Below are 21,873 nucleotides of genomic sequence, written 5' to 3'. Positions count from 1 at the left end.
CGCGGAAACGTCCATAGGGGGAATGACATGAAACAGCATCGCATCGCCCGCACTGGCCAGATGGCCGCAGTGCTGGGCCTGGTCCTGGGAATGGGCCTGCTGGCCGCCTGTCGCAGCCATGCGCCGGCCGCCGAGGGTCCTGCCGAAACCACCGCCGTGCAGTTCCCGGAGGCTTCGAAGGCCTCGTTGAAGGAAGGCATCTATCCCGACGTCGCCGACCTGCGCCGTTTCGCGCCGGGCATGAGCAAGCGCCAGCTGTATACCTTGCTGGGCACGCCGCACTTCAACGAAGGCATGTGGGGCGTGCGCGAGTGGAACTACCTGTTCAACTTCCGCACCGCGCAGGGCGCGGAGTATTTCACCTGCCAGTTCCAGGTGCGCTTCGACAGCAAGGGCATCGCCCAAGGGGGCTACTGGAAGCCGGAATCGTGCGCGGCGGTGCTGGAACCGCCGCGGCCGCCAGCGCCGCCAGCACCGGCACCGTTGCCGGAGCAGCCGCTGCGGTTGTCGGCGGATGCGCTGTTCGGGTTCGACAGCGCGGTGCTCAGTGCCGAAGGTCAGCAGGCCGTACAGGGCGTGCTGGCGCAGGTGCGCGAGGCCAGTCAGGTGCAGTCGATCCGGGTGACCGGGTACACCGACCGTATCGGCAGTGCCAGCTACAACCAGACCCTGTCGCAGCGACGTGCCGAGGCCGTGCGCAGCGCGCTGGTGCAGGGTGGGGTGCCTGCGGCCAGCATCAGCGCCGAAGGGCGGGGCGCAGCCGAGCCGATCGTGCAGTGCGAGCAGCGCAACCGTCGCGAGCTGATCGCCTGCCTGGCGCCGAACCGGCGTGTGCAGATTGCTGGAATGGCCCAGCCGCGCTGAGAGTCCCACACCGGGGTCATGCCCCGGTATCCCGAGTCCCCCCTGACCGTCGGCAGGACGTGGTTACGTCTCCCCCGTTGACCATGCCTGCCGGCGGCTCAGGTTTTCCATGGTGCACGCGATGAACGCCCAATTCCTGCCTCTTTCCATGAAGACGGAAGCCACATTGAGTGTGTACGGCCAGCTCGGCAACCATGCGGTGGTGCGCATTCCCGGGCGGCGCCTGCCGGGCTTGATCCTGCAGGCAGACACCGTGGCCGGCTTCCTTGCCCAGCTGCAGGAAGCCCAGGCCTGCCTGCGCAGTGGTCGCGCACAGCGCACCGACGCCGAACTGGACATGCTCATCGACGTGTTGCAGCAGTGGTATGCGCTGATCGAATCGCGCCTGGCCGACGCCGGCGAGGCACTGTAGAAGAAAAAGGGGACGGAGGGGATTAAGTCGTTCCCGGCACGGCAGGGACATGGACGACTTAATCCCCTCCGTCCCCTTTTCTGTGTCATGCGCGTGCGCGGATCATCCAGCAGGCAGCATCCACGCGGACCCGATCGCCGTCGATGAATGGTGTGAATGCTGCCAGCGCCTGGTCGCGCAGCCCGGCGGCCTCCGCTTCGGGCAGCGCCCGCAGCGCCTGGCCCACCGGGCCCAGCTGGCCGACGTAGGTCGGCAGCTCATCGCGTGCGATCGAACACGGAAGGTCCACCGCAACCACCTCCACATCCTTCCAGCCGGCAGCCTGCAACAGGCGCTGCACGCGTTGGCCATCTGCGAAGGCGAACTGTCCCGGGGCACCGGGTACGCGCGGCGGAAGCTCAAGCGCATCGCCGACCGCGCGCTCGGCCGTGGTCATGAATGGATTCTCGTCAGCGCTGCGCCAGGCAATGAAACGCAGGCCGGCACCGGGCCGCGTGGCGCGGTGCAGGTTGGCGAAGGCCGCACCGGTATCCTCGAAGAACATCACCCCCAACCGCGACTGGATCCAGTCGAAGTGCGCGGAAGGCAGAGGGTGCCGTTGCGCGTCGGCAAGGATGAAGTCAGCGTCCAGCCCCGCCGTTTCTGCCCGTTCGCGCGCCATTGCCAGCATCGGTGCGGAGATATCCAGGCCGGTGCAGTGGGCGGCCGGGCGTGCCGCACCGGCGGCAAGCAGGCTTGCGCCCGTGCCGCATCCGATGTCGAGCAGTTGCGTGACGGTTTCTGGCAACTCGGCGACCAGCAGGTCGGCCATCGGCTGGAACAGGCCATCGAGGATGGCCTGCTGGGCGACCCAGATCTGGCCGCCGGGGCCGTTCCAGAGGGTGTTCTGATCAACGGGGGATGGGCTGGCCATGGTCTTGCCTTGTCGGGAAGTGGCCCATAGGTTGCTGCTTGAAGACGACTTGAGGTCAAGCCCATGCGTGAACTGGATATCGGCGAGGTGGTCAAGCGCAGTGGCGTGCCGGCCTCGACCCTGCGCTACTACGAACAGCTGGGGCTGCTGCAGGCACTTGGGCGCCGTGGCCTGCGCCGGCAGTATGACGAGCAGGTGCTGGAACGGCTGGCGCTGATCGGTCTCGGCCAGGCGGCCGGGATGTCACTGCAGCAGATCGGGGCATCGCTGCCGCCGCAGCGTGGATGTATCTCCCTGGATCGTGAGGCGCTGCTGGCGCAGGCTGATGTGCTGCAGAGGCACATCACCCAGCTGCAGCGGGTGCGCCGGCACCTGCAGCGCGCGGCGGCCTGCCCGGAAGCGCAGGATGCGCGGCAGTGCGGTTCATTCCGCAAGCTGCTGCGGGCGCAGCAGCGCATGGCGGGTGGGTGAGTTGCCGGAACCGGCTCAATCGCGGGTGCTGACTTCCCAGGTGGCATGCAGAACGCCCGGCACGTGCTCCATCCGCGCCAGCACCACGTCCAGCTCATCGGCACTGACGGCCGTGCTGACCAGCACCGCGATCACGTCGGTGGGTGCGTCGGCGTGCTCGACCAGCTGCACATCACCGACCGGATACTGCGCTGCTTCCAGCGCATCGACCAACCGCTCGCGCACGCGCGGCACGGCTTCGGCATCCACGCTCAGGCGCACTTCGTAGGTCGCCTCGGTGGCGGCCTCATTGATCGGAATGCGGTTGATCGCATTCACCAGCGGCCGCAGCAGGGTGTTTCCGGCGATGATCAGCACGGTCAGCAGCACGCCTTCGGCCAGCATGTCCGCGCCGGTGCAGCTGCCCACCGCCGCAGAGCACCACAGGGTGGCGGCGGTGTTCAGGCCGCGCACGTTCATGCCTTCCTTCATGATCACGCCGGCGCCGAGGAAGCCGACGCCGGAGACCACGTAGGAGATCACCCGCACCGCCTCGGCGCTGCCGGCGATGCGCATGCCCAGGTCGACGAAGGCAGCGGCGCCGACGGCCACCAGCACGTTGGTGCGCAGGCCGGCGGTGCGCTGCCGGTACTGGCGTTCGGCGCCGATCAGCGTGCCCAGTACGAAAGCGGCCAGCAGGCTGACCACGGTGTCGGCGAAGGGACCGGCCTGGAAGGTCTCAATAAAGCGCATGGCCGGAGTCTACCCCGGTCGTGTGACGGTAGATCCATGCCATGCGTGGATACCCGGATGGGCCACAAACGACTTAATCCCCTTTTTCGGGATCAGTCGGTATCGTCGACGCGCTCGCCCATCAGCTCGCGCTGGCGCTTGTCCAGTTCTTCGGCGTAGCGCTTGCGCACGAAGGCTTCGGAGACGACGCCCAATACCTGGCCGTCGGCAGCCACCACCGCCAGCTCGTCGGCCTGGGTCTGGTCGAAGCGCTGCATCACGCTGACCACGTCGGAGGACGGTGCCAGCGAGACGTCGCGGTTCTCGGCCAGGTCGCCGATCGGGGTTTCCGGCTTCACGCCATCGCCGTAGACCCGTGGAATCTGCACGATGCCGGCATAGTGGCCCTCGCTGTCGATCAGGATCACCCGGGTGCCCGACCCCAGCGGGAAGCGCTGGCGGAACGCGGCGGCATCGAGATCGGCCGGGGCGGTCGCCACGCCCTTGCGCATCAGCCGGCCGGCGTTGAGGTTCTGCACCCAGCCCACGTCGCGGGCGCTCTTGATGGTCTCGCCGCGCAGGTGCATGCGCCAGGTCGAGAACGAGTAGCCGAACCACTGCCGCACCAGCGTGCTGGACACCAGTACCGCGCTCATCACCACGCTGGTCAGCAGGAAATCGTGCGTGCCTTCCAGCACCAGCATGGCCATGGTCATCGGCGCGCCAACGACGGCGGCGGCCAGTGCAGCCATGCCGGCCAGTGCAGCAGACGTGGCGTCGACCACCGGAACGCCGGTGGCCATGCCCAGCAGCCCGGCGAACAACGCGCCGACCAGGGTGCCCATGAACAGCGAGGCGAAGAACAGTCCGCCACGGAAGCCGAAGCCGAGCGAGATGCCCGAGGCCAGGCACTTCAGGGTCAACAGGCCGCCGATCCAGATCAGCGGCAGGTGCGTGGTCAGGTCCAGATGCAGGGCGCCGTGGCCGGACGACAGTACCTGCGGGCTGGCCAGTGCCAGTGGAATCAGCAGCAGTCCACCCACCACCGGCCGTCCCCACGCGGGCAGGGGGCTGCGCTTGACCGTGCCTTCGATCGAGGCGATCAGCCGCATGATGGCGATGCCGACCATCGCGCAGCAGCAGCCGAGCAGGCCGTAGATCGCGTAGTCGGCGGCGCGCACGTCGATGGTCGAGGCCGCTGGCAGTAGATAGGCTTCGATGCCGGCCTGGTCGGCCACGAACGCGCCGGCCAGCGCTGCGACGGCCACCGGTGCCAGCGCAGCGGGGGTGTAGGCGCCGATGACGATCTCGAAGGCGTAGAACGCACCGGCCAGCGGCGCACCAAACGCAGCGGCGATGGCACCGGCGGCACCGGCACCGACCAGGATGCGCACGTCGTTGCGACGCAGGCGCATCACCCTGCCCAGTTGCGAGCCGCTGCCCGCGCCCATCTGCGTATACGAAGCCTCAAGGCCGACCGACGCGCCGCAGCCGTTGGACAGCAGGGTCTGGGTCAGCACGATCAGGTTGTCGCGCATCGACATGCGGCCGCCGTGCAGCGCATTGGCTTCCACCGCATCGAGCAGTGGCCGTTTCAGTCGCGTCGCCGCCAGGCTGACCAGGCCGACCAGCAGCCCGCCCAGTGGCAGCACCAGTAGCGCGGTCCAGGTCAGCGAGGGCAGGGAGCTCAGCCGCATGCCGTTGTCCAGCCCATACAACGTGCCCTGCAGCCAGCGCGCGATGCCCGACTGCAGCAGGGTCAGGTAGCCGGCGATCAGGCCAACCAGCAGCGCCAGCGCGATGAACCACAGGTCGCTGCCGCGCAGCCGCAGGCGCAGGCCCTGGAAGGCCAGATGCAGGCGCGATGGCGAAACAGGCAGTGACATGGTGGCGGCATGATACGCCGCCGCCGTGAGCGCCACCGTCACCGCATCGGGCGGCTACCGGCTCAGAAGCAGTAGCGGCCCTGCACGTAGAAGGTGCGCGGCGCGGCCACCATGCGGCCGGCGTTGCCATCGACATTGCGGGTGTACCAGCGCTTGTCGGCCAGGTTGTTCACGCCCAGCGCGATCTCGCTGTCACCCAGCCCCGGCACCTGCCAGGCCACCTGGGCATTCCACAGGCGTACGCCCGGCACGCGTCCCACGCGCGCGTCAGCGCTCTCGGCCCAGGTGTTGGCGGCGTCGGAGAACTGGCCGCTCTGGTGGGTGCTGGAGACGTTGAAGGTCCAGCCGGCCAGCGCGTAGCGGGCGCCGATGCTGTCGGTGTCGCGCGAGTAGAACGGCACGTCCAGGCCACGGTTGTCGCCGGACTGCTGGATCGCCTTGGTCCAGGTGTAGTTGGCGTACAGCTCCAGCCCGGCCAGCGCGCCGTCCTCGGCGAAGTGGTACTCCAGTGCGCTCTCCACACCCTTGTGGTCGGTGGCACCAATGTTCTGGAAGGTGGGCGGGGTGATGCCCGGCACCTGCAGGATCTGGTTGTCGAAGCGCATCTTGAACACGGTCACTTCCGCGCGCAGTGCCCCATCCTGCCAGCGTGCGCCCAGCTCGGTGGTCTTGGCCACTTCCGGGTTCAGCGGATTGCTGGCGGTCTGCGAATTGAGCTGGATGTTCTGTACCGGTCCGAACGAGGTGGTGTAGTTGCCGAACACGGTCAGCTGCGGAGTCAGCAGGTAGGCGATGTTGATCGAGGGCAGGGCCTTGTCGTTGCGGCTGCTGAAGGTCGCCGTGCCTCCGGCCTGGCGGCGGTCCATGTCGATCCATTCCATGCGCACGCCGGGCGTGATCCGCCACTGGCCGATCGCAATGCGGTCGTCGATGTAGAAGGCGTGCGCGTCGGTGGCGTTGTCGAAGCGGGTGGTGGCACTGGCCGCGCCGGTGCGGCGGGCGACGGTGTAGCTGCGGTCGTTGCCGCGCTCGCGCAGGAAGCGGTAGCCGGCGGTGATGTCATGCACCGCGATGCCCCAGTGCAGGCGCTGGGTATAGCGCGGCTCGATGCCGAGCACGCGGTAGTCGCGCGGCTGCACGGTCAGCTGGGTGTTGGCGGCGTTGATCAGCGAGCTGGCACGGGTGCTCTCGTTGTAATAGGCCAGCACCTCGAACTCGCTGTTGGCCGACAGCGTCTTGGTGTAGCCCAGGTCGATGCCGGTGCGGTGGCCCTTCCAGAAATCGGTCGGCCGGGTGTTCTGGAACGGATCGGCCTCGTACTGCGCACGGGTCAGGCCGCCCGGCGTCAGCGAGCGTACGTCGTAGTAGGACAGCTTGGCACGCAGCTCCTGCTGTTCGTCGATGGCGTAGGCGAACTTCAGCGCGAGATCGTTGAAGCGGTCATCGCTGCCCTGGCGCCAGCCGCGACCATCCTGGCCGGAGTAGAGCAGGGCGGCGCCCAAGCCGTTGTCGCCGGTGCCGCCGAGGAAGGCGTTGTACTGGGCGCTGTCGCCGCCGCCATGGTCGTAGGCGGTGTAGCGCACGCCGGCTTCGCCGTGCAGGCCGGCCTCGGTGGGAATGCCGCGGGTGCTGAAGTTGATGATGCCACCGACGTTCTGCGGCCCGTAGCGCACCGCGCCGCCGCCGCGCACCACGTCGATCGACTCGATGTTGGACAGGCTGGTCGGCGCGAACGACAGCTGTGGCTGGCCATACGGCGCCACCGCCAGCGGCACGCCGTCCAACAGGACGGTCGAGCGCGGCGAGTAGCGCCCGGTGAGGCCGCGCACGCCGATGTTCAGCGACACCGAACTGCCAGCGGTGCCGGAGTTGTCGGTGACCTGCACGCCTGGGATGCGGCGCATCGCATCGCCGAGGCTGGCCGCGCCGCTGGCCTCGATGCGCTGGCGGTCGACCACGGTGCGCGCGCCGGCAAAGCGCTTGACGCTGTCATGCAGGCCGGTACCCAGCCAGCTGCCGGAGACCTGGATGCTGTCCAGCGTGGTGGCGCCATCCTGGGCGAAGGCACGGGTGGTCGGGAGCAGGCACAGGGCGAGGGCGGCGGCCAGGGGCAGGCGGGCCGGTTGCGGGGCGAGGATGGGCATCGGTGCAGGCTGTGGAAGGTCGTAAATGAGAATTATTGCTGATTCCATTCGCTATTGGAATGCGCCTTCGGTTCATGCCGATGCCCCGGTGATACAGTGAGCGATTGCTTCCTGACTCGCTGAGATCTGCCATGTCCCAAGCCGCTTTCTACCCCGTCGGAACCCCTGGCCAGCCGTGGGGAGCGGCGGAACGGGAGGTGTGGCGTGGCCGCCAGCAGCGCCTGCGTCGCTATGACGAGGAGGTGCTGCCCCGCATCGAGGCGCTGGCTTCGCGCTTCGACAAGGTGGCCTATGGCCAGCTCGACTACGCTGGCGAGACCTACACTCTGTTCGCCCTGCGCAGCCGCGATTGGAACCCGGCGCTGCCGGCTGCCCTGGTTACCGGTGGCGTGCACGGTTATGAGACCAGCGGCGTGATGGGCGCGCTGGAATTCCTCGAAAGGCACGCCGCCGACTACGCCGGCAAGGCCAATCTGCTGGTGGCACCGTGCGTGAATCCGTGGGGCTTCGAGCGCATCAACCGCTGGAACTTCGATGCGATCGACCCGAACCGCAATTTCCGCGCCGATGGCCCGGCCCGCGAGTCGACCGCGCTGATCGAGCTGATCGCACCGATCAAGGACCAGTTCGTGCTGCACATCGACCTGCACGAGACTACCGACAGCGACGAGAGTGAGTTCCGCCCGGCGTTGGCCGCGCGTGACGGCAAGCCGTTCGAGCCGGGCCTGATTCCGGATGGCTTCTATCTGGTGGACGACAGCGAGAACCCACAACCGGCCTTCCAGCAGGCGGTGATTGCCGAGGTGGAGAAGGTCACCCACATCGCGCCGGCCGACGACAAGGGCGAGATCATCGGTTCGCCGGTGGTCGCTCACGGCGTGATCGAGTACCCGCTGGTGAAGCTGGGCCTGTGTGCCAGCATCACCGGTGCGACCTACACCACCACCACCGAGGTCTACCCGGACAGCCCGCGGGCGACCCCGCAGCAGTGCAACGACGCCCAGGTGGCAGCGGTGTGCGCGTCGCTGGATTACGCGCTCGCCCATCGTTGATGGAAAAGGGGACGGAGGGGATCAAGTCGTTTGCGGCACAAACGACTTGATCCCCTCCGTCCCCTTTTTCGGTTCACCCCAACGCGTCGGCCCACCACAGCGCCGCCGGCCCCGGCGGCGTGTCGCGGCGCCACAGCAGGTCGCTGTGGATGCGTCGTGGCCAGCCGGGCAGAGTCAGTTCCACCAGCTGCCCGCGGTCGTAGCGCTGTACCAGCGCGCGTGGCAGCTCGGCCCAGCCGATGCCGTCCTCGGCCATCTCCATCACCATCAGGTAGTCGGTGGCGGTCCACGCCAGCCCGGTAACCGCCCGCGCATGGTCGACCTCCGCGCTCAATCGCACCTGCCGGTACCGTGCCAGCTGGGAAGCTGCGCGACGGCCGGCGTCGGCCAGCGGATGGTCGTGCGCCACATACACCGACAGCTCGCTGTGATGGGCCAATGGCCGTGCCACCAGACCATCCGGATAGCTTTCCTGGCGCGGCAGCAGGCCCAGCGCGGCGCGACCACTGCCGACCAGTTCCAGCACGTCTTCGCCTTCGGCATCCAGCCATTCCAGTTCGATCTCGGGGAACGCTTCGGCAAAGCGCTGCAACACGCGCTGCTCCGGATCGAGCTGATACACGTCGGAGAACACCACGGTCAGCCGCGCTTCGACCGGGGCGGCCAGCCGCACGCTCAACTGCTGCAGGCGGGTATCGGCGGCGAGGATTTCCTGGGCATGGCCGAGCACCTGGCGCCCGGCTTCGGTCAGCTGCGGGTAGCGTCCACTGCGGTCGAACAGGCTGACGCCCAGGTCCGCCTCCAGGTGGGCGATGGCGGTGCTGACCGTCGATTGGGTCTTGCGCAGGCGACGCGCCGCCGCCGAGAACGATCCGAGCGCAGCCGCTTCGACGAACGCCTGCAGGGATTCAGGGGAATAGGGCATTGATCCATCGCTCCTGTCGATGGTATCCATTTTGAATCGACCGTAAAAGGCGATGATACTGTCCGCCGTCGCCCCTGTCTGCGGGGCATCCACGCATGGCGTGGATCTACTGAGGGCGGGGCGCTGTCCGCGTCCCGCAAGGAGTTTCACATGTCCCGTACTGTTCCCGCCCGTGGCGCGCTGGTCGCCTGGGCCTGCCTGACCGTGGCGATCGTTGCCGAAGTGGTCGGCACCTCGTTCATGGCCCATGCCGCCCGCGACGGCGGCTGGACCGGCTACCTGATCATGGCCGGCGCGTTGGCGTTGTCCTATTACTTCCTGGCCCTGTCGGTCCGCCGCATCGCGGTCGGTGTCGCCTATGCGGTGTGGGAAGGCCTGGGCCTGACCCTGCTGACCGTGGTCGGCCTCACCGTGTTTGGCGAGAGCCTGTCGCTGCAGCAGCTGGCCGGCCTCGTGCTGGCGGTGGTCGGCATCGTCTGTGTCACCCTCGGGGAGGCGCACTGATGAATACCCTGGCTCTGTTTTTCGTGATCTGTTCTGCGCTGATCGACGTTGCCGCCAACATGATGGTCGCCAAGTCGGAGGGCTTCCGCCGCTGGCGCTGGGGCGCCGGCGCGGTCGTCATGGTCTGGATCGCCTTCGCCCTGCTGGGCCAGGCGGTGCGCTACATGGACCTGGCCACCGCCTATGCGATGTGGGGTGCAATCGGCGTGATCGGTACCGCCACTTGCGGCCGCCTGCTGTTCGGCAACCGCCTGCGCCCGATCGGCTGGATCGGCATCGCGCTGGTCACTGTTGCGGTGCTGCTGCTCAGCACCGCGAAGTAACGCGTTGTTGTGCCAACCAAGGTTGGCACCTATGCGTGCTGAGTTGCTGTGCCAACCCGGGTTGGTACCTGTCAGAGCGTGAGCCGCCGCATGCAGACGCCCCGGGGATGATCTCCCCGGGGCGTTGCGGTTTCTGCAGCGGTCAGAAGCGTGCGGTCAAGTTCAATCGCGTGGTACGGCCCGGGCCGGGCATCAGGCTCATCGCCAGCGTGTCCATGTAGTAGGTGTTGCGCAGGTTGCTGACCACCAGTTCCACTTCGGCCTTCGGGGTGAACTGCCAGCGCGCATAGAAGTCGTAGATCGCGGTGGGCAGGTAGATGTTCTGCAACCCGGTCGAGCCGGTGGTATTCCAGGGCTTGTCCAGTTCGTGGGTGGGGCCGCTGTTGTAGGTGCGGCGGATGCCGGTATCCAGCCGCTTGTCGAACAGGCGGAAGCCCAGCGTGCTGTGGATCGAGTACTTCGGCGGATTCTGTGCGTTGACAAACGAGGTGCCGAAGCCGCCATCCACGCAATCCGGCGTGGTGTCCAGCTTGCTCCACTTCGCATAGGGGTCTTCGCGCAGGCGATTGGCGGTGGCCGCGTCGCAGGTGCGCGCGCGCTGGTAGTAGCTGGCCGACAGGTCCAGGTAGGCGATGCCGGCGTCATAGCCGGACTGCAGCTCGTAGCCGGATACCGTGTAGTTGTCCACGTTGTCGACATAGAACGCCCAGTTGCTGGAGTCGAAGCGACGGGTGATCGCGTTGTCGATATCGTTCTTGAACCAGGCCACCTTGAACGCCAGGCGGTCGCCATCGCGCCACAGGTCCTGCTTGAGCAGGCTGAAGCCGATGTCCCAGGAACGGTTCTTCTCCGGCTTCAGGTCGGCCACCGGTGCCGAGGTGCTGTTGCCCAGCGTCGATTCGAACAGACTGGGCATCTTCCAGCCCTGCGCGTACTTCACGTAGAAGAACATGTCCTGATCGAGGTTGAAGCGGGCCTCTGCGTACGGCGCGAAGCCGTGGCCGGAACGGCGGATCCCCGGCTTGTAGCTCCATGCGGTGGGAATCTGCTTGGTGTAGAAACCGTTGGCGCCGCGCGGGTCGGGAATGAAGCCATCGAAGTCGTAGCTCTGGCCCAGCGTGCTGCCGCCGTAGGGCGTAGCGCGCAGCGAGTCATACGTGTAGTTGCCCTGTGCATCCGGGTACCACTCCTTGTACCAGCCCGGCAGCAGCTGGCCCCCCTTGCTCAGGCGCGCGAAGGTATAGCGCAGGTCGCGCGATTCGCTGACGAAGGCCACGCGGTTGCGGTCGCGGGTGCGGTAGTCGATGAAGCGGCCGCCTGCGGTCAGCGACAGCCAGTCCCACGGCTGCCATTGCAGCGAGGCGACAACGCTGGCTTCGCGCCGCGTGCCGGAGCGCAGGTAGCGGTTGTTGTTGTAGTCCACCGGCAGCACCGGCGAGTTCGGTGCGGTGTCCTCATGCTGGAACGCAGCGCCGTAGCGCAGCGTCCAGTCGCCCAGGCTGTTGCTGAAGCGGGTGGTGTTGCTGCTGTCCACGCCCCAGCGCCGGGTCTTCACGTCCGACTGCAGGCCCGGGCCATAGGTTTCCCCCAGCGTGTCCGGCATCTGGTCGTTGGGCACGTCCTTGAACAGCGGCGTGTTGGCGATGTTGCTGTTGAACATGCGGCTGGTGGCGGTGGTGAACCACAGCGTGCTGCTCAGGTCCAGCCACGGGTGTGCCTCGGGCCGGTAGCGGTGGCGCAGCGAGGTGGCGTTGAGCCGCATTTTCCCGGGCTCGAACTGGAACATGGTGTTGGCCTTGTCCACGTAGGTCACCCATTCGTTGGACTCACCGACACGGCCGATCGCCGAGGGCATGATCTCGCCGAAGCTGGAGTTGAAGTAGCGGTGGCTCAGCTCAAGCCGCTGGTCGGGGTTGGGCGTCCAGGTGAATTTCAGCAGCGCCGATTCGTTGTCGGTGTGCGTGTTCAGCACTTCATCACCCGAGTGGTACATGTCCGAGACCGCCTGGCTGGACATGCCGGTACCGCCGCTGGACAGGTGCTGGTCGTCGTAGCGGTGCGCGCCGTTGCTGCCGGCGAAGTAGTTGCCCTGGCGGCGACGCGCGTAAGCGGCCATCAGCTGCCAGTCCTCGGCGCGCTGGGCGAAGGCCACGCTGCCGTTCCAGTCGCGCGGGTCACGCAGGCTGTTGCTGTTGTCGCTGCCGCGCGCGATCTGCTTGAAGGTACGGGTGCGGTCGATGCTGTTGTCGGCCACGCCACCGCGCACGCGCAGTCCCCAGGCCTCGCCCTCGTCGAGGATGTCATCGACGTTCAGCGTCTCCATGTAGACCACGCCGCCGATCGCGCTGGCGGCGTTGGCGGCCAGGCTCGGCCCCTTCTCGATGCTGATCGCGCTGATCAGGTCCGGGTCGAGGTAGCTGCGCTGCTGCACACCGGCATAGCCGCGGTACACGTCGATGGCCTGCTGGCCGCCGTCGATGATCACCGGCACCCGGTTCTGGCCCTGCAGGCCGCGGATGTTCACGTCCAGCGCACCACCATTGCGTACGTCTCCGGTGTGCACGCCGACTGCGCCGGCCAGCACATCGCCGATCGACTGGCCGCGGAAGCGTTCCAGCTGCTGGTGGTCCAGATGCACGCGCGAGCCGCTGTCGCGGTATACGGCATCGGCATCGGCCAAGCCCCACGGCGAAGCACCTTCGTTGGCCTGGCCGGCTACGCGCAGTGTGCCGATCTGGCGCACACCAGCATCGGTGGCGGGGGCGGCCTGCAGCACCACGCCGCTGGCATCACGCTGGAACGACAGGCCGGTGCCGGCCAGCAGCTGCGCCAGCGCGGCCTCGGTGTTGAGCGAGGCCTGCACGCCGCTGCTGTGGCGGCCGCGGGTCAGGCGCGCATCGGTGGCGATGGACAGGCCGGACTGCTGGCCGAACGTGGTCAAGGCCTGGTCGAGCGGTCCGGCCGGGATCTGCCAGCGAACGGCAGCGGTTGCATCCTGTGCGTGGGCGGCCGCCGGCAACAGGCACGGCGTGGCCAGGGCCAGGCACAGCGCGATGGCAAGCGGGCGAGGGGAAGGGCAGGGTCGTTTCATGGGGGCGGCAACATCCGCAATGGGTTCCCTTGTAGTGCCCGCCGAGCGCGCAGAAAGGGAACCGCGATTTCAACGCGGACGCACAACGGTCCACCACGGCCAACGCTGCTCGATGCGGATCGGCAGGGCGCGCGCCAGCAGTTTCAGGGCCTGCAGGCTGTCCAGGCGCGGCAATACCGCGGTGACATTCAATGCGGACAGTGCCGGATCACAGCCCAGATAGCCCTGATGGTGACGGGCCAGTTCGTCGATCACCCGGATCAACGGCGTGTCCTGCACCTGCAGGCGTCCGTCCTGCCAGTCGCCGCGCAGAGGATCGGCAGCGACCGTTGTGAGTCCCCCCATCGGTCCGATCTGCAGCGCACTTCCCGCAGGAACATCCAGCGCCGCACCGAACATCGGCAGGCACCGCACCACACCCTCGAACACGTCCAACCGGCCGTCCTGCGCTTCGCGGCCGACCGCGAAGCGGGTGCCGATCGGCTGCAGGCGCGCCCCGGGCACATGCACGGTCAGGGGCAGGCCGACGAATGCAGGGTGGTGGCTGGTCTGCAGCAGCAGTTCGCCGCGCAGCAGATGCAGGGCGCGGTGGCCGTTGCCGATGTCGACGGTCACTTCGCTGCCGGCGTTGAGCCACAACTGGCTGCCATCGGCCAACGTCCAATGACCGGTACGCCCGGCAGCGGTGCGCTGCGTCTGCAGGCGGCGCTGCGCCTGAAGCCCATGCAGGCCGAGCAGGGAGACCGCGCCGATGCCGAGGGCGCCACCGATGCCGCGCAGCGCCCGCCGCCGGCGAAGGCGCGCAGCATCAAATGCAGTTGCGGCTGCCGGAGCCGACAGCGGGGCGAACGATTGCCAGACCGCCTCGACCCGTCGCCAGGCGTCGGCGTGACCAGCATCGGCCTGCAGCCAGGCGTGCCAGCGTTGCTGGTCGCCGTCGCTCCAGCCCTGTTGGCGCAGCGCGAACCATTCGGCAGCCTGTTCCAGCGCAGGGCCGGCCAATGCCGCACTCATGCCGCCGCGTCGCCGGACAGGCGCAGGCAATGCAGCATCGCCTGCGCCATGTACTTCTTGACCATGCGCTCGGACACGCCCAGCTGCACGCCGATCTCTGCATAGCCAAGGCCGGACAGCCGCGCCAGCAGGAACGCGCGCCGTGGCCGCTCGGCGAGGCCGGACAGCATGTCGGCGATGGCATGCAGCAACTGCAATGCCTGGGTGCGCTCCTCTGCCGAGGGATGCACCGGCTCCGGTTGGGCGGCCAGCGCGGTCAGGTAGGCGCGTTCCAGGTCCGCGCGCTGCCAGTGGTTGACCAGCAGGGCGTGCGCGATGGTGCTGAGATAGGCGCGCGGCAAGCGCAGTTCTGATGGATCGACACGACGGCTGAGCAGGCGCAGGAAGGTGTCCTGGGTCAGGTCGGCGGCGCAGTCGGCGTTGTGCGTGCGGCGGCGCAACCAGCCGAGCAGCCAGCCATGGTGTTCGCGGTAGAACCCCGCCAGCGCAGTGCTGGAGGCGGCGGGCACGGCCATCGGTATTGATCATTAATGAGAATGATTCCCATTATAGGGCGATCGAGCGGCGCGCGACAAACGTTGCGCGGGGCGCAGCGGGGGAGGTCGCCGGATTTGCGATGCCCGACGTGCTCGCCGACACTGCGGTTTTCCACAGGGAGTGCCCGCATGTTCAGCCACATCACCGTTGGAACGAACGACATGGACGCCGCGCATCGCTTCTACGATGCACTGTTCGGTGCGTTGGGCGCACGTCCGGGCGTCTTCGATGACAAGGGCCGTCTGGTGTATTTCAAGGATGGCCGTATGTTCATCGTCACCGCGCCGATCGACGGTCAGCCGGCATGCCACGCCAACGGCGGCACCATCGGCTTCACCCTCGACAGTGCTGAGGCCGTGCGTGGCTGGCAGGACGTCGGCGTGGCCCATGGCGGCACCGCCATCGAAGACCCGGCCGGCATCCGCAGCATGGCCGGGCGCCAGCTGTTCCTGGCCTACCTGCGCGACCCGGATGGCAACAAGCTGTGCGCGGTGCATGTGATGTCGTAATTGGACAGTACGCGCGTGGCCGCGTCGCAGGCAGTGCGCGCGGCTGTGCTCGCAGGCGTCTGCCGGCGCGCGCGTGATAACACGTAATGGTGGATCGGGCCTGTGACCGCTGGCCACAACTTCATGCTCTGTCCACTGCGGTTCAGCCACAATCGGTCGGCTAACCCTTTGATCTACCGGAGAACGCCGCCCCATGGATGTACTGGAGCCGCAACAATCCCCGGTGCGCACCCTTCGGCCTGTGTTCGCCTTCGCGGCGATCGTTGTCGTGGCGTTCGCGCTGTTCGTCAGCCTGCTCCCGCTGGGCGCAGGCCGCCTGCTGCTGAAGGCGCAGGACTGGGCCGCACTCAACGTCGGCTGGTACTACCTGCTGGCCATGACCCTGTATCTGGTGTTCGTGGTCGGCGTGGCGCTGTCCAAGTACGGTGGCATCAAGCTCGGTGCCGACCATGACGAACCGGAGTTCAGTTACCTCTCCTGGGCCGGCATGCTGTTCGCTGCAGGCATCAGCATCACCCTGTTCTTCTTCTGCGTTTCCGAGCCGCTGACCCACTACCTGCAGCCGCCGCAGGGCGATCCGGCGGCGGGCGAGGCCGGCGCGCGCCAGGCCATGCAGTTGCTGTTCCTGCATTGGGGACTGCATGGCTGGGGTGTGTTCGCGCTGGCGGCGATGGCGATGGCCTACTTCGCCTACCGCCACAACCTGCCGCTGGCGCTGCGCTCGGCGCTGTACCCGCTGATCGGCAAGCGCATCAACGGCCCCATCGGTTACACCGTGGACGCGCTGGGCATCGTCGCCACCGTGTTCGGCATCGGCGCCGACATGGGCTTCGGGGTGCTGCACCTCAATGCCGGGTTGGCGCACCTGTTCAACATCCCTCATTCCAACCTGGTGCAGATCATGCTGGTGGTGGCGATGATGGGTGCGGCAGTGGCCGTGGCGGTCTCCGGCGTGGAGAAGGGCGTGCGCTGGATGGCCAACATCAACATGCTGCTGGCGATCGCGCTGGTGCTGTTCATGCTGTTTGCCGGGCCGACGCAGTACCTGTTCAGCACCTTGATGCAGAACCTGGGCGACTACCTCGGCAGCGTGGTCGGCAAGAGTTTCGATGTGTATGCCTACGGCGGCCGACCGGAATGGCTGGGCGGCTGGACGGTGTTCTACTGGGCCTGGTGGATCGGCTGGGCGCCCTTTGTCGGGCTGTTCATCGCGCGCATCTCGCGCGGCCGCACCATCCGCGAATTCGTGTTCGGCGTGCTGCTGATTCCGCTGGGCTTCACCCTGGCCTGGCTGTCGATCTTCGGCAACAGCGCGCTGGACCAGGTGCTGCACCACGGCCAGCAACAGTTGGCGCAGCTGGCGGTGGATGATCCACCGACCGTGCTGTATGCGCTGCTGGACGGCTACCCCTGGAGCCGCGCGGTGATCACGGTGACAGTGCTGGTCAGCTTCATCTTCTTCGTGACCTCGGCCGACTCGGGGGCGGTGGTGTTGTCCACGCTGTCCTCGCATGGCGGCGCACCCGAGGATGATGGTCCGCGTTGGCTGCGGGTGTTCTGGGGCACGGTGATCGCGGTGCTGACCGCGGGCCTGTTGCTGGCCGGCAGTATCGACGCACTGAAATCGGCGGTGGTGCTGGCGTCGTTGCCGTTCTCGGCGATCCTGTTGTTGATGATGTGGGGGCTGACCCGCGCCTTCAGTGACGAATCGCACCGCAAGCGCGCGCTGCAGTACCGGCCATCGCCGCTGATCGGCGACGATCGCCACCACCAGGGCTGGCGCCAGCGCCTGAGCCAGGCGATGCATTTCCCGGTGCGCGACCAGGTCTACCGCTTCATGGATGACACGGTGAAGCCGGCGATGGAAGCGGTGGCCGAGCAGCTGCGCGGGCAGGGCTGGGACGTGGCCACGCGCTTCGAGGCGGGCGACATGGAGTTGACGGTCAACCATGGCGAGCAGCAGGACTTCCTGTACCGGGTGATCCTGAGCGGTTACCTGACCCCGTCGTTCGCCGCACAGCAGCTGCGCAACCAGCGCTACTACCGCGCCGAGGTGCACCTGTTCGAAGGCAGCCAGGACTACGACCTGGTGGGCTACAGCCGCAAGCAGATCATCAACGACATCATCAGCCAGTACGAACGGCACCTGCAGTTCCTGCACCTGAGCCGGTGATGCGGTGGGTGCGGACCGTTGGTCCGCACCCCCCTGTAGAGCCGAGCCCGCGCTCGGCTCCTCGGTGTCGGAAGAGCAGCCGAGCATGGCTCGGCTCTACAGTGGCAATCAGAACCTGTAACGAGCGCCCAGCGAGACGAACTGTCCGCGCAGGTTGTACTGGCTGATGTCGAAACCGTTGGAGCCACCGGCGGGGTCGAACGGCGGGTCCTTGTCGGTCAGGTTCAGCACCGACAGCGACAGCGTCGTGTTGGGAATACCTTCGTACGCTACGTACAGGTCCAGCTGGTGATACGGCTTGATGCGGTCGCGCAGGCCCGGGTTGCTGGTTGCCGTCGCCACACGCTGGTCGTAGCCACTCACGTACTGCAGGCTCAGCGTACTGCTCCAGTCGCCCACCGCCCAGTTCAACGAGGTGGTGCCGCGGGTACGCGGCAGCGCGCCGTGGCGGTTGTTGCCGGCGCCGTCATACGGTGCCTGCCCAGCCACCAGCGGCTGCTTGAAGCTGAGCAGGTGGGTCCAGCTGCCGGCCACGGTGAAGGTGCCCCAGCCCACGGTGCGGAAGGTGCGGTTGGCGTCCAGGTCCAGGCCCGAGGTGGTCAGTTCGCCCTGGTTGGCGTACTGGTTGGTGATGAACTGGATGCGTCCCTGCGCATCACGTTGCACGCGACCGGGGAACAGCGTCGGGTTGTCGACGATGAACTGCGCGCTGTCCGGCTTGACCAGGTTGTCCTGCGCGATGCGGTACCAGTCCAGGCCGATGCTGGTATCACCATCCGGCGACCACACTGCACCCACGTTGAAGTTGCGCGAGCGCTCCGCCTTCAGATCCGGGTTGCCGGTGCGGATGTTGGTCACGCCACGGCTGCCGCCCGGTTGCAGCGGATCCAGCGGATCGATCACCGAGCCGTAGCTGACGGTCTGGCCCGGCGCGATCTCCGGCAGCGAGGGTGCCCGGAAGCCGCGCGAGAACGAGCCGCGCAGCAGCAGGCTGTCCAGCGGCTGCCAGCGCAGCGCCACCTTCGGCGAGAACGCCTTGCCGAAGTCATCGTAGTGATCGCCGCGGCCGGCCACCTGCAGCTCCAACGTGCGGTGCAGTGGCACGCTCAGTTCGGCATAGGCGGCACTGACCTGGCGCTCGCCGTTGACCACGTTGATGGCCGGGCGCAGTTCGGTGCCCGACAGCACCTGCGCGCTGGTGCGCGCATCCAGCGATTCCTTGCGGAACTCGGCACCCCAGGCGAAGCCGACCGTACCGGCGGGCATCTCCCACAGCGAGGTCGAGGCCTTCACGTTCAACGCGTGCAGCTTGTACCAGCCCGGACGCTTGGTCTGCAGGCGCAGTGCATCCAGCGCGCCCGGCGTGCTGGACGGGTTGAGGAAGTTGTAGCTGCCCTCGCGCAGGATCTGCTCGAACGCATAGCGATTGACGAAGTTGTCGACGTACTCGCGCTGTGCACTCTGCGAGGTCAGCGCTGCCACTTCCCAGTCCCAGCGTTCGCCGCTGCCGCGCACGCCCGCCAGGGCACGGTAGAACACCTGCGTGTTGTCCTTCAGGCGCGGGCCGAGGTCGAAGAAGGTGTACTCGAACGGCAGTGGCGTGCTGCCCGGGTTGTTGGGATGGCCGACCGGCAGCACCGCCGGCACGTCGATGAGCGTGCCGGTAGCCGGGTTGTAGGCACGCAGGCCGGGGCCAACGGTCAGCGGCGCACTGAAGATCTGGTCGGCCTTGTTGTGGCTGTACAGCACGTCGGCGAACGCTTCGACACTGTCATTGAAGCGGTAGGTCGCACTCAACGACGCCTGCAGGCGCTCGGCGCCGGGCTGCAGGGTCTTGAACGGCTGCGCGTTGAAGGCGCAGGCCTGGCCGGGCAGGGTGCTGCCGAAATCGCTGTAGGGACGCAGCTGACTGCCATCCGGGCAGTTGGCGAACGGTTGTGGCGCGCGCGGGTTGGACAGCCAATTGCCACCGGCGGTGGACCAGCCGGCCAGGCGTCCGCCGGGCTTGTCGCGGAAATCGCCGCTGCGGGTATAGGCGCGCTGGTCGGCGTCGAGGCGATCACGCTTGAGCAGGTCCAGCCCGAACAGCACGTTCCAGCCCTGCTGCTCCAGGTCGCCGAAGCCGGCCAGCAGGTTGGCCTTGCGTTCGTCCAGGCCGCCCTGGGTGGCGGTACCGAAACCGCCGCCCACTTCCACGCCCTGGAAGTTCTTGCGCAGGATGATGTTGATGACACCGGCGATGGCGTCGGAGCCATACACCGCCGAGGCGCCGTCCTTCAGCACTTCGATGCGTTCCACCGCGCTGATCGGCAGCGCGTTGAGGTCGACGAAGGTGTCCTGGGTATTGAGCGCGAAGCCGAAGTTGGACACGCGGTAGCCGTTGACCAGCACCAGTGTGTTCTTCGGCGACAGGCCACGCAGGCCGATCGAGGCCGAGCCGGCGGCGAAGCTGCCGGTGTACTGCTCGTCGAAGCTGTTGCCGGCATTGGCCGACAGGTTGCGCAGCACGTCGGTGAGGGTGGAGCGGCCGGTCTGCTCGATCTGTTCGCGGCTGACGATCTGCACCGGGTTGGGCCCGGCGGTATCGCTGCGCTTGATGTTGGAACCGGTCACCAGCACGGTGCCGAGGGTGGTGCTGTCCTTGCCGGTGTCGGCGGATTCAGCGGCGCCGGCAGCGCCGGCGGTGAGGCCCAGCGCAATGGCGCCAGCAAGCAGGTTCAGGGTGGTGCGGTACATGGAAGCGACAACGCCGAACGGGGGAGGAGCCGTCAGTACCGCATGCAGGTACATGCACCTTCCAATGACGAAAGCGCATTCAGTTATACATCACAGGTTCTTAACGAACCGGCTCGGTGGGTGCGGACCGTTGGTCCGCACGCCCCTGTAGAGCCGAGCCTACGCTCGGCTCCACACACTGGCCGGAAAGCAGCCGAGCATGGCTCGGCTACAGAACGCAATGTCAGACGATCACGGCCGCAGCAGCACCTTGCCGTTACGACCCGAACCCGCACCGGCCTTCGCTGCCTGGGCGATATCGCCCAGTGCGAAGATCTGCTCCACCGGCAGCGTCAGCTCGCCGCCAGCCGCACGCTTCAGCAGTTCGCCAACCAGCCGGCGCTTGTCCTCCACCGCCATCGCCTGGCTGACCTTGCTGCCCCAGAAGCCCTTCACCGTCGCTTCCTTGTAGATCAGGCCGCCGGCCGGGATGCGCATCGGTTCGCCGCTCATCACGCCGAACGACACCAGCGTGCCGTTGTGGCCGAGCAGGTCGACCAGGTCACCGCTGGCGTCGCCGCCGATGGAATCCACGGCGGCCGCCGCCTGTGCTTCGCCGGTCGCTTCACGAACGCGATCCTTCCAGCCGTCCACCGAGGTGTCGAACACATGATCGATACCCAGCGCCTGCAACTGTGCGACGGCATCCGCATTGCGCACCAGGTTGGCTACATGCACGCCACGCGCCCGCGCCAGCATCGCCAGCGACTTGCCCACCGCGCCGTTGGCGGTGTTCTGCACGATCCACTGGCCCGCCTCGACGTGCAGGAACTCCAGCAGCATCAGCGCGCTCAGCGGCATGGCGATCAGCTGCGCGGCCATTTCGTCGGGGATCGCCTCCGGCATCGGAATCACCATGCGTGCCGGCGCGATGAAGGCCTCGGCCCAGGTACCGTGTACCGAGGCTGCGGCGACGCGCTGTCCGATCTGCAGGCCGTCGACACCATCGCCGAGTGCATCGACCACGCCCAGCGCTTCACTGCCACCGATCGCCGGCAGGGTCGGCTTGTAGCCATAGAGGCCGCGCACGGTCAGCAGATCGTGGTTGTGGATCGAGGCCAGCACGGTGCGGATGCGCACCTCGCCGGGGCCGGGCTCGGGCAGCGGCGCATCGGCAATGGCAAGGACGTCGGCCGGGTTGCCGAAGGAGCGGTACTGGGCAGCGCGCATGGGCGGTGTTCCGGGGAAAGTGGATGTTGTACCGAACTGGGGACGCAGGGGCTGTCGACAAGGCGCCGCAGCTGCAACACGGCATCCTGCGACTGATCGTCGCGACATGTGCTGATTGCCGCATCTTGTGTTGACGGTTCGGGATATCCCCACTATGTTGTGGCCGTCACTCCCGGTCAGCCGCCGCCGCCGGACATGCAGCAAACGTCCCGCGGCCCGCCCCTGAAGGCTTGCCGTGTCGACGCGGCCGCCATCGTGCGGACGCAGGTCGCCCCCACGGCCCGGATACCGGCCGCAGGCGCAGGCAGATGCCGACGACCTACGTTCCCGTGCCCTGGCAATCCACCCGTTCGCCCCGTGCGCCGGTATCGCGTTCAGGGCCGCCATGGCATCGACCGC

18 protein-coding genes are annotated in these 21,873 nt (G+C 67.3%); 8 read left to right on the top strand and 10 right to left on the bottom strand.

The genetic code is table 11. From position 1 onward, the window contains the following. The first annotated feature begins 27 nt into the window (after nucleotides 1–27). The gene (locus tag GOC52_RS12055) at nucleotides 28–864 is read left to right on the top strand and encodes an OmpA family protein (RefSeq protein ID WP_010485152.1); all 837 of its coding nucleotides are present in this window, start codon (nucleotides 28–30) and stop codon (nucleotides 862–864) included. 121 nt (nucleotides 865–985) lie between these two features. After that, complete coding sequence (locus tag GOC52_RS12050) at nucleotides 986–1,276, top strand: DUF6959 family protein (RefSeq protein WP_014037513.1); 291 nt, start codon at nucleotides 986–988, stop codon at nucleotides 1,274–1,276. 85 nt (nucleotides 1,277–1,361) lie between these two features. On the opposite strand, the gene GOC52_RS12045 is transcribed toward GOC52_RS12050, so the two are convergent. Next, nucleotides 1,362–2,189 carry a class I SAM-dependent methyltransferase gene (locus GOC52_RS12045; RefSeq protein ID WP_191849534.1) on the bottom strand — a complete coding sequence of 276 codons (828 nt, stop codon included), beginning with the start codon at nucleotides 2,187–2,189 and terminating at the stop codon, nucleotides 1,362–1,364. A gap of 63 nt (nucleotides 2,190–2,252) precedes the next feature. On the opposite strand from GOC52_RS12045, the gene GOC52_RS12040 reads away from it, so the two are divergent. Further along, entirely contained in the window at nucleotides 2,253–2,660 is a 408-nt protein-coding gene (locus tag GOC52_RS12040) for a MerR family transcriptional regulator (RefSeq protein WP_010485157.1), read from the top strand. A 15-nt stretch (nucleotides 2,661–2,675) separates the two neighbouring features. On the opposite strand, the gene GOC52_RS12035 is transcribed toward GOC52_RS12040, so the two are convergent. The 3 genes from GOC52_RS12035 to GOC52_RS12025 form a co-directional block, all read right to left on the bottom strand. After that, nucleotides 2,676–3,392, bottom strand: a complete 717-nt coding sequence (locus GOC52_RS12035) for an MgtC/SapB family protein (RefSeq protein WP_010485159.1) — start codon at nucleotides 3,390–3,392, stop codon at nucleotides 2,676–2,678. Nucleotides 3,393–3,484: 92 nt separating this feature from the next. Then, nucleotides 3,485–5,257, bottom strand: a complete 1,773-nt coding sequence (locus tag GOC52_RS12030) for a chloride channel protein (protein ID WP_238794398.1) — start codon at nucleotides 5,255–5,257, stop codon at nucleotides 3,485–3,487. Nucleotides 5,258–5,319: 62 nt separating this feature from the next. Continuing rightward, nucleotides 5,320–7,401, bottom strand: coding sequence for a TonB-dependent receptor family protein (locus GOC52_RS12025; RefSeq protein ID WP_191849531.1), 2,082 nt, complete (start codon nucleotides 7,399–7,401; stop codon nucleotides 5,320–5,322). A gap of 131 nt (nucleotides 7,402–7,532) precedes the next feature. On the opposite strand from GOC52_RS12025, the gene GOC52_RS12020 reads away from it, so the two are divergent. Next, nucleotides 7,533–8,453 (top strand): M14 family metallopeptidase, encoded by a 921-nt coding sequence (locus tag GOC52_RS12020; protein ID WP_191849529.1) that lies wholly within the window; start codon nucleotides 7,533–7,535, stop codon nucleotides 8,451–8,453. 73 nt (nucleotides 8,454–8,526) lie between these two features. Here GOC52_RS12020 and GOC52_RS12015 read toward each other — a convergent pair whose 3' ends face one another. Next, nucleotides 8,527–9,378: a LysR family transcriptional regulator gene (locus GOC52_RS12015; protein ID WP_010485168.1), complete on the bottom strand. Its 852-nt coding sequence runs from the start codon at nucleotides 9,376–9,378 to the stop codon at nucleotides 8,527–8,529. Between the two features lie 150 nt (nucleotides 9,379–9,528). Here GOC52_RS12015 and GOC52_RS12010 point away from each other — a divergent pair, with 150 nt between their 5' ends. Beyond that, nucleotides 9,529–9,882, top strand: a complete 354-nt coding sequence (locus tag GOC52_RS12010) for an SMR family transporter (protein WP_019659945.1) — start codon at nucleotides 9,529–9,531, stop codon at nucleotides 9,880–9,882. Continuing rightward, a complete protein-coding gene (locus GOC52_RS12005) occupies nucleotides 9,882–10,205 on the top strand; it encodes a DMT family transporter (protein WP_043401456.1) in 324 nt (107 codons plus the stop codon). The genes GOC52_RS12010 and GOC52_RS12005 overlap by 1 nt, the downstream gene beginning before the upstream one ends. A gap of 142 nt (nucleotides 10,206–10,347) precedes the next feature. Here GOC52_RS12005 and GOC52_RS12000 read toward each other — a convergent pair whose 3' ends face one another. The 3 genes from GOC52_RS12000 to GOC52_RS11990 form a co-directional block, all read right to left on the bottom strand. Continuing rightward, the gene (locus GOC52_RS12000) at nucleotides 10,348–13,296 is read right to left on the bottom strand and encodes a TonB-dependent receptor (RefSeq protein ID WP_191849527.1); all 2,949 of its coding nucleotides are present in this window, start codon (nucleotides 13,294–13,296) and stop codon (nucleotides 10,348–10,350) included. Nucleotides 13,297–13,365: 69 nt separating this feature from the next. Next, a complete protein-coding gene (locus GOC52_RS11995; protein WP_191849525.1) occupies nucleotides 13,366–14,310 on the bottom strand; it encodes a FecR family protein in 945 nt (314 codons plus the stop codon). Continuing rightward, nucleotides 14,307–14,825, bottom strand: coding sequence for a sigma-70 family RNA polymerase sigma factor (locus tag GOC52_RS11990; RefSeq protein ID WP_010485178.1), 519 nt, complete (start codon nucleotides 14,823–14,825; stop codon nucleotides 14,307–14,309). Before GOC52_RS11990 ends, GOC52_RS11995 begins: the two co-directional genes overlap by 4 nt. Nucleotides 14,826–14,975: 150 nt before the next feature. Between GOC52_RS11990 and GOC52_RS11985 the strand changes: the two genes are divergently transcribed. Both GOC52_RS11985 and betT read left to right on the top strand, forming a co-directional pair. Next, nucleotides 14,976–15,356: a VOC family protein gene (locus GOC52_RS11985; protein ID WP_043401464.1), complete on the top strand. Its 381-nt coding sequence runs from the start codon at nucleotides 14,976–14,978 to the stop codon at nucleotides 15,354–15,356. Nucleotides 15,357–15,549: 193 nt separating this feature from the next. Beyond that, nucleotides 15,550–17,529, top strand: a complete 1,980-nt coding sequence (gene betT, locus GOC52_RS11980; protein WP_191849523.1) for a choline BCCT transporter BetT — start codon at nucleotides 15,550–15,552, stop codon at nucleotides 17,527–17,529. Nucleotides 17,530–17,637: 108 nt separating this feature from the next. On the opposite strand, the gene GOC52_RS11975 is transcribed toward betT, so the two are convergent. Both GOC52_RS11975 and GOC52_RS11970 read right to left on the bottom strand, forming a co-directional pair. Beyond that, a complete protein-coding gene (locus tag GOC52_RS11975) occupies nucleotides 17,638–20,319 on the bottom strand; it encodes a TonB-dependent receptor (RefSeq protein ID WP_238794397.1) in 2,682 nt (893 codons plus the stop codon). Between the two features lie 177 nt (nucleotides 20,320–20,496). Continuing rightward, nucleotides 20,497–21,474, bottom strand: a complete 978-nt coding sequence (locus GOC52_RS11970; RefSeq protein ID WP_191849521.1) for a zinc-binding dehydrogenase — start codon at nucleotides 21,472–21,474, stop codon at nucleotides 20,497–20,499. Between the last annotated feature and the right edge of the window lie 399 nt (nucleotides 21,475–21,873).

It is taken from the genome of Stenotrophomonas sp. SXG-1, assembly GCF_014083965.1.
Classification (GTDB): domain Bacteria; phylum Pseudomonadota; class Gammaproteobacteria; order Xanthomonadales; family Xanthomonadaceae; genus Stenotrophomonas; species Stenotrophomonas geniculata.
The sequence above is the reverse complement of the archived record's forward strand: the minus strand, read 5'-3'. Positions and strand labels throughout refer to the sequence as shown.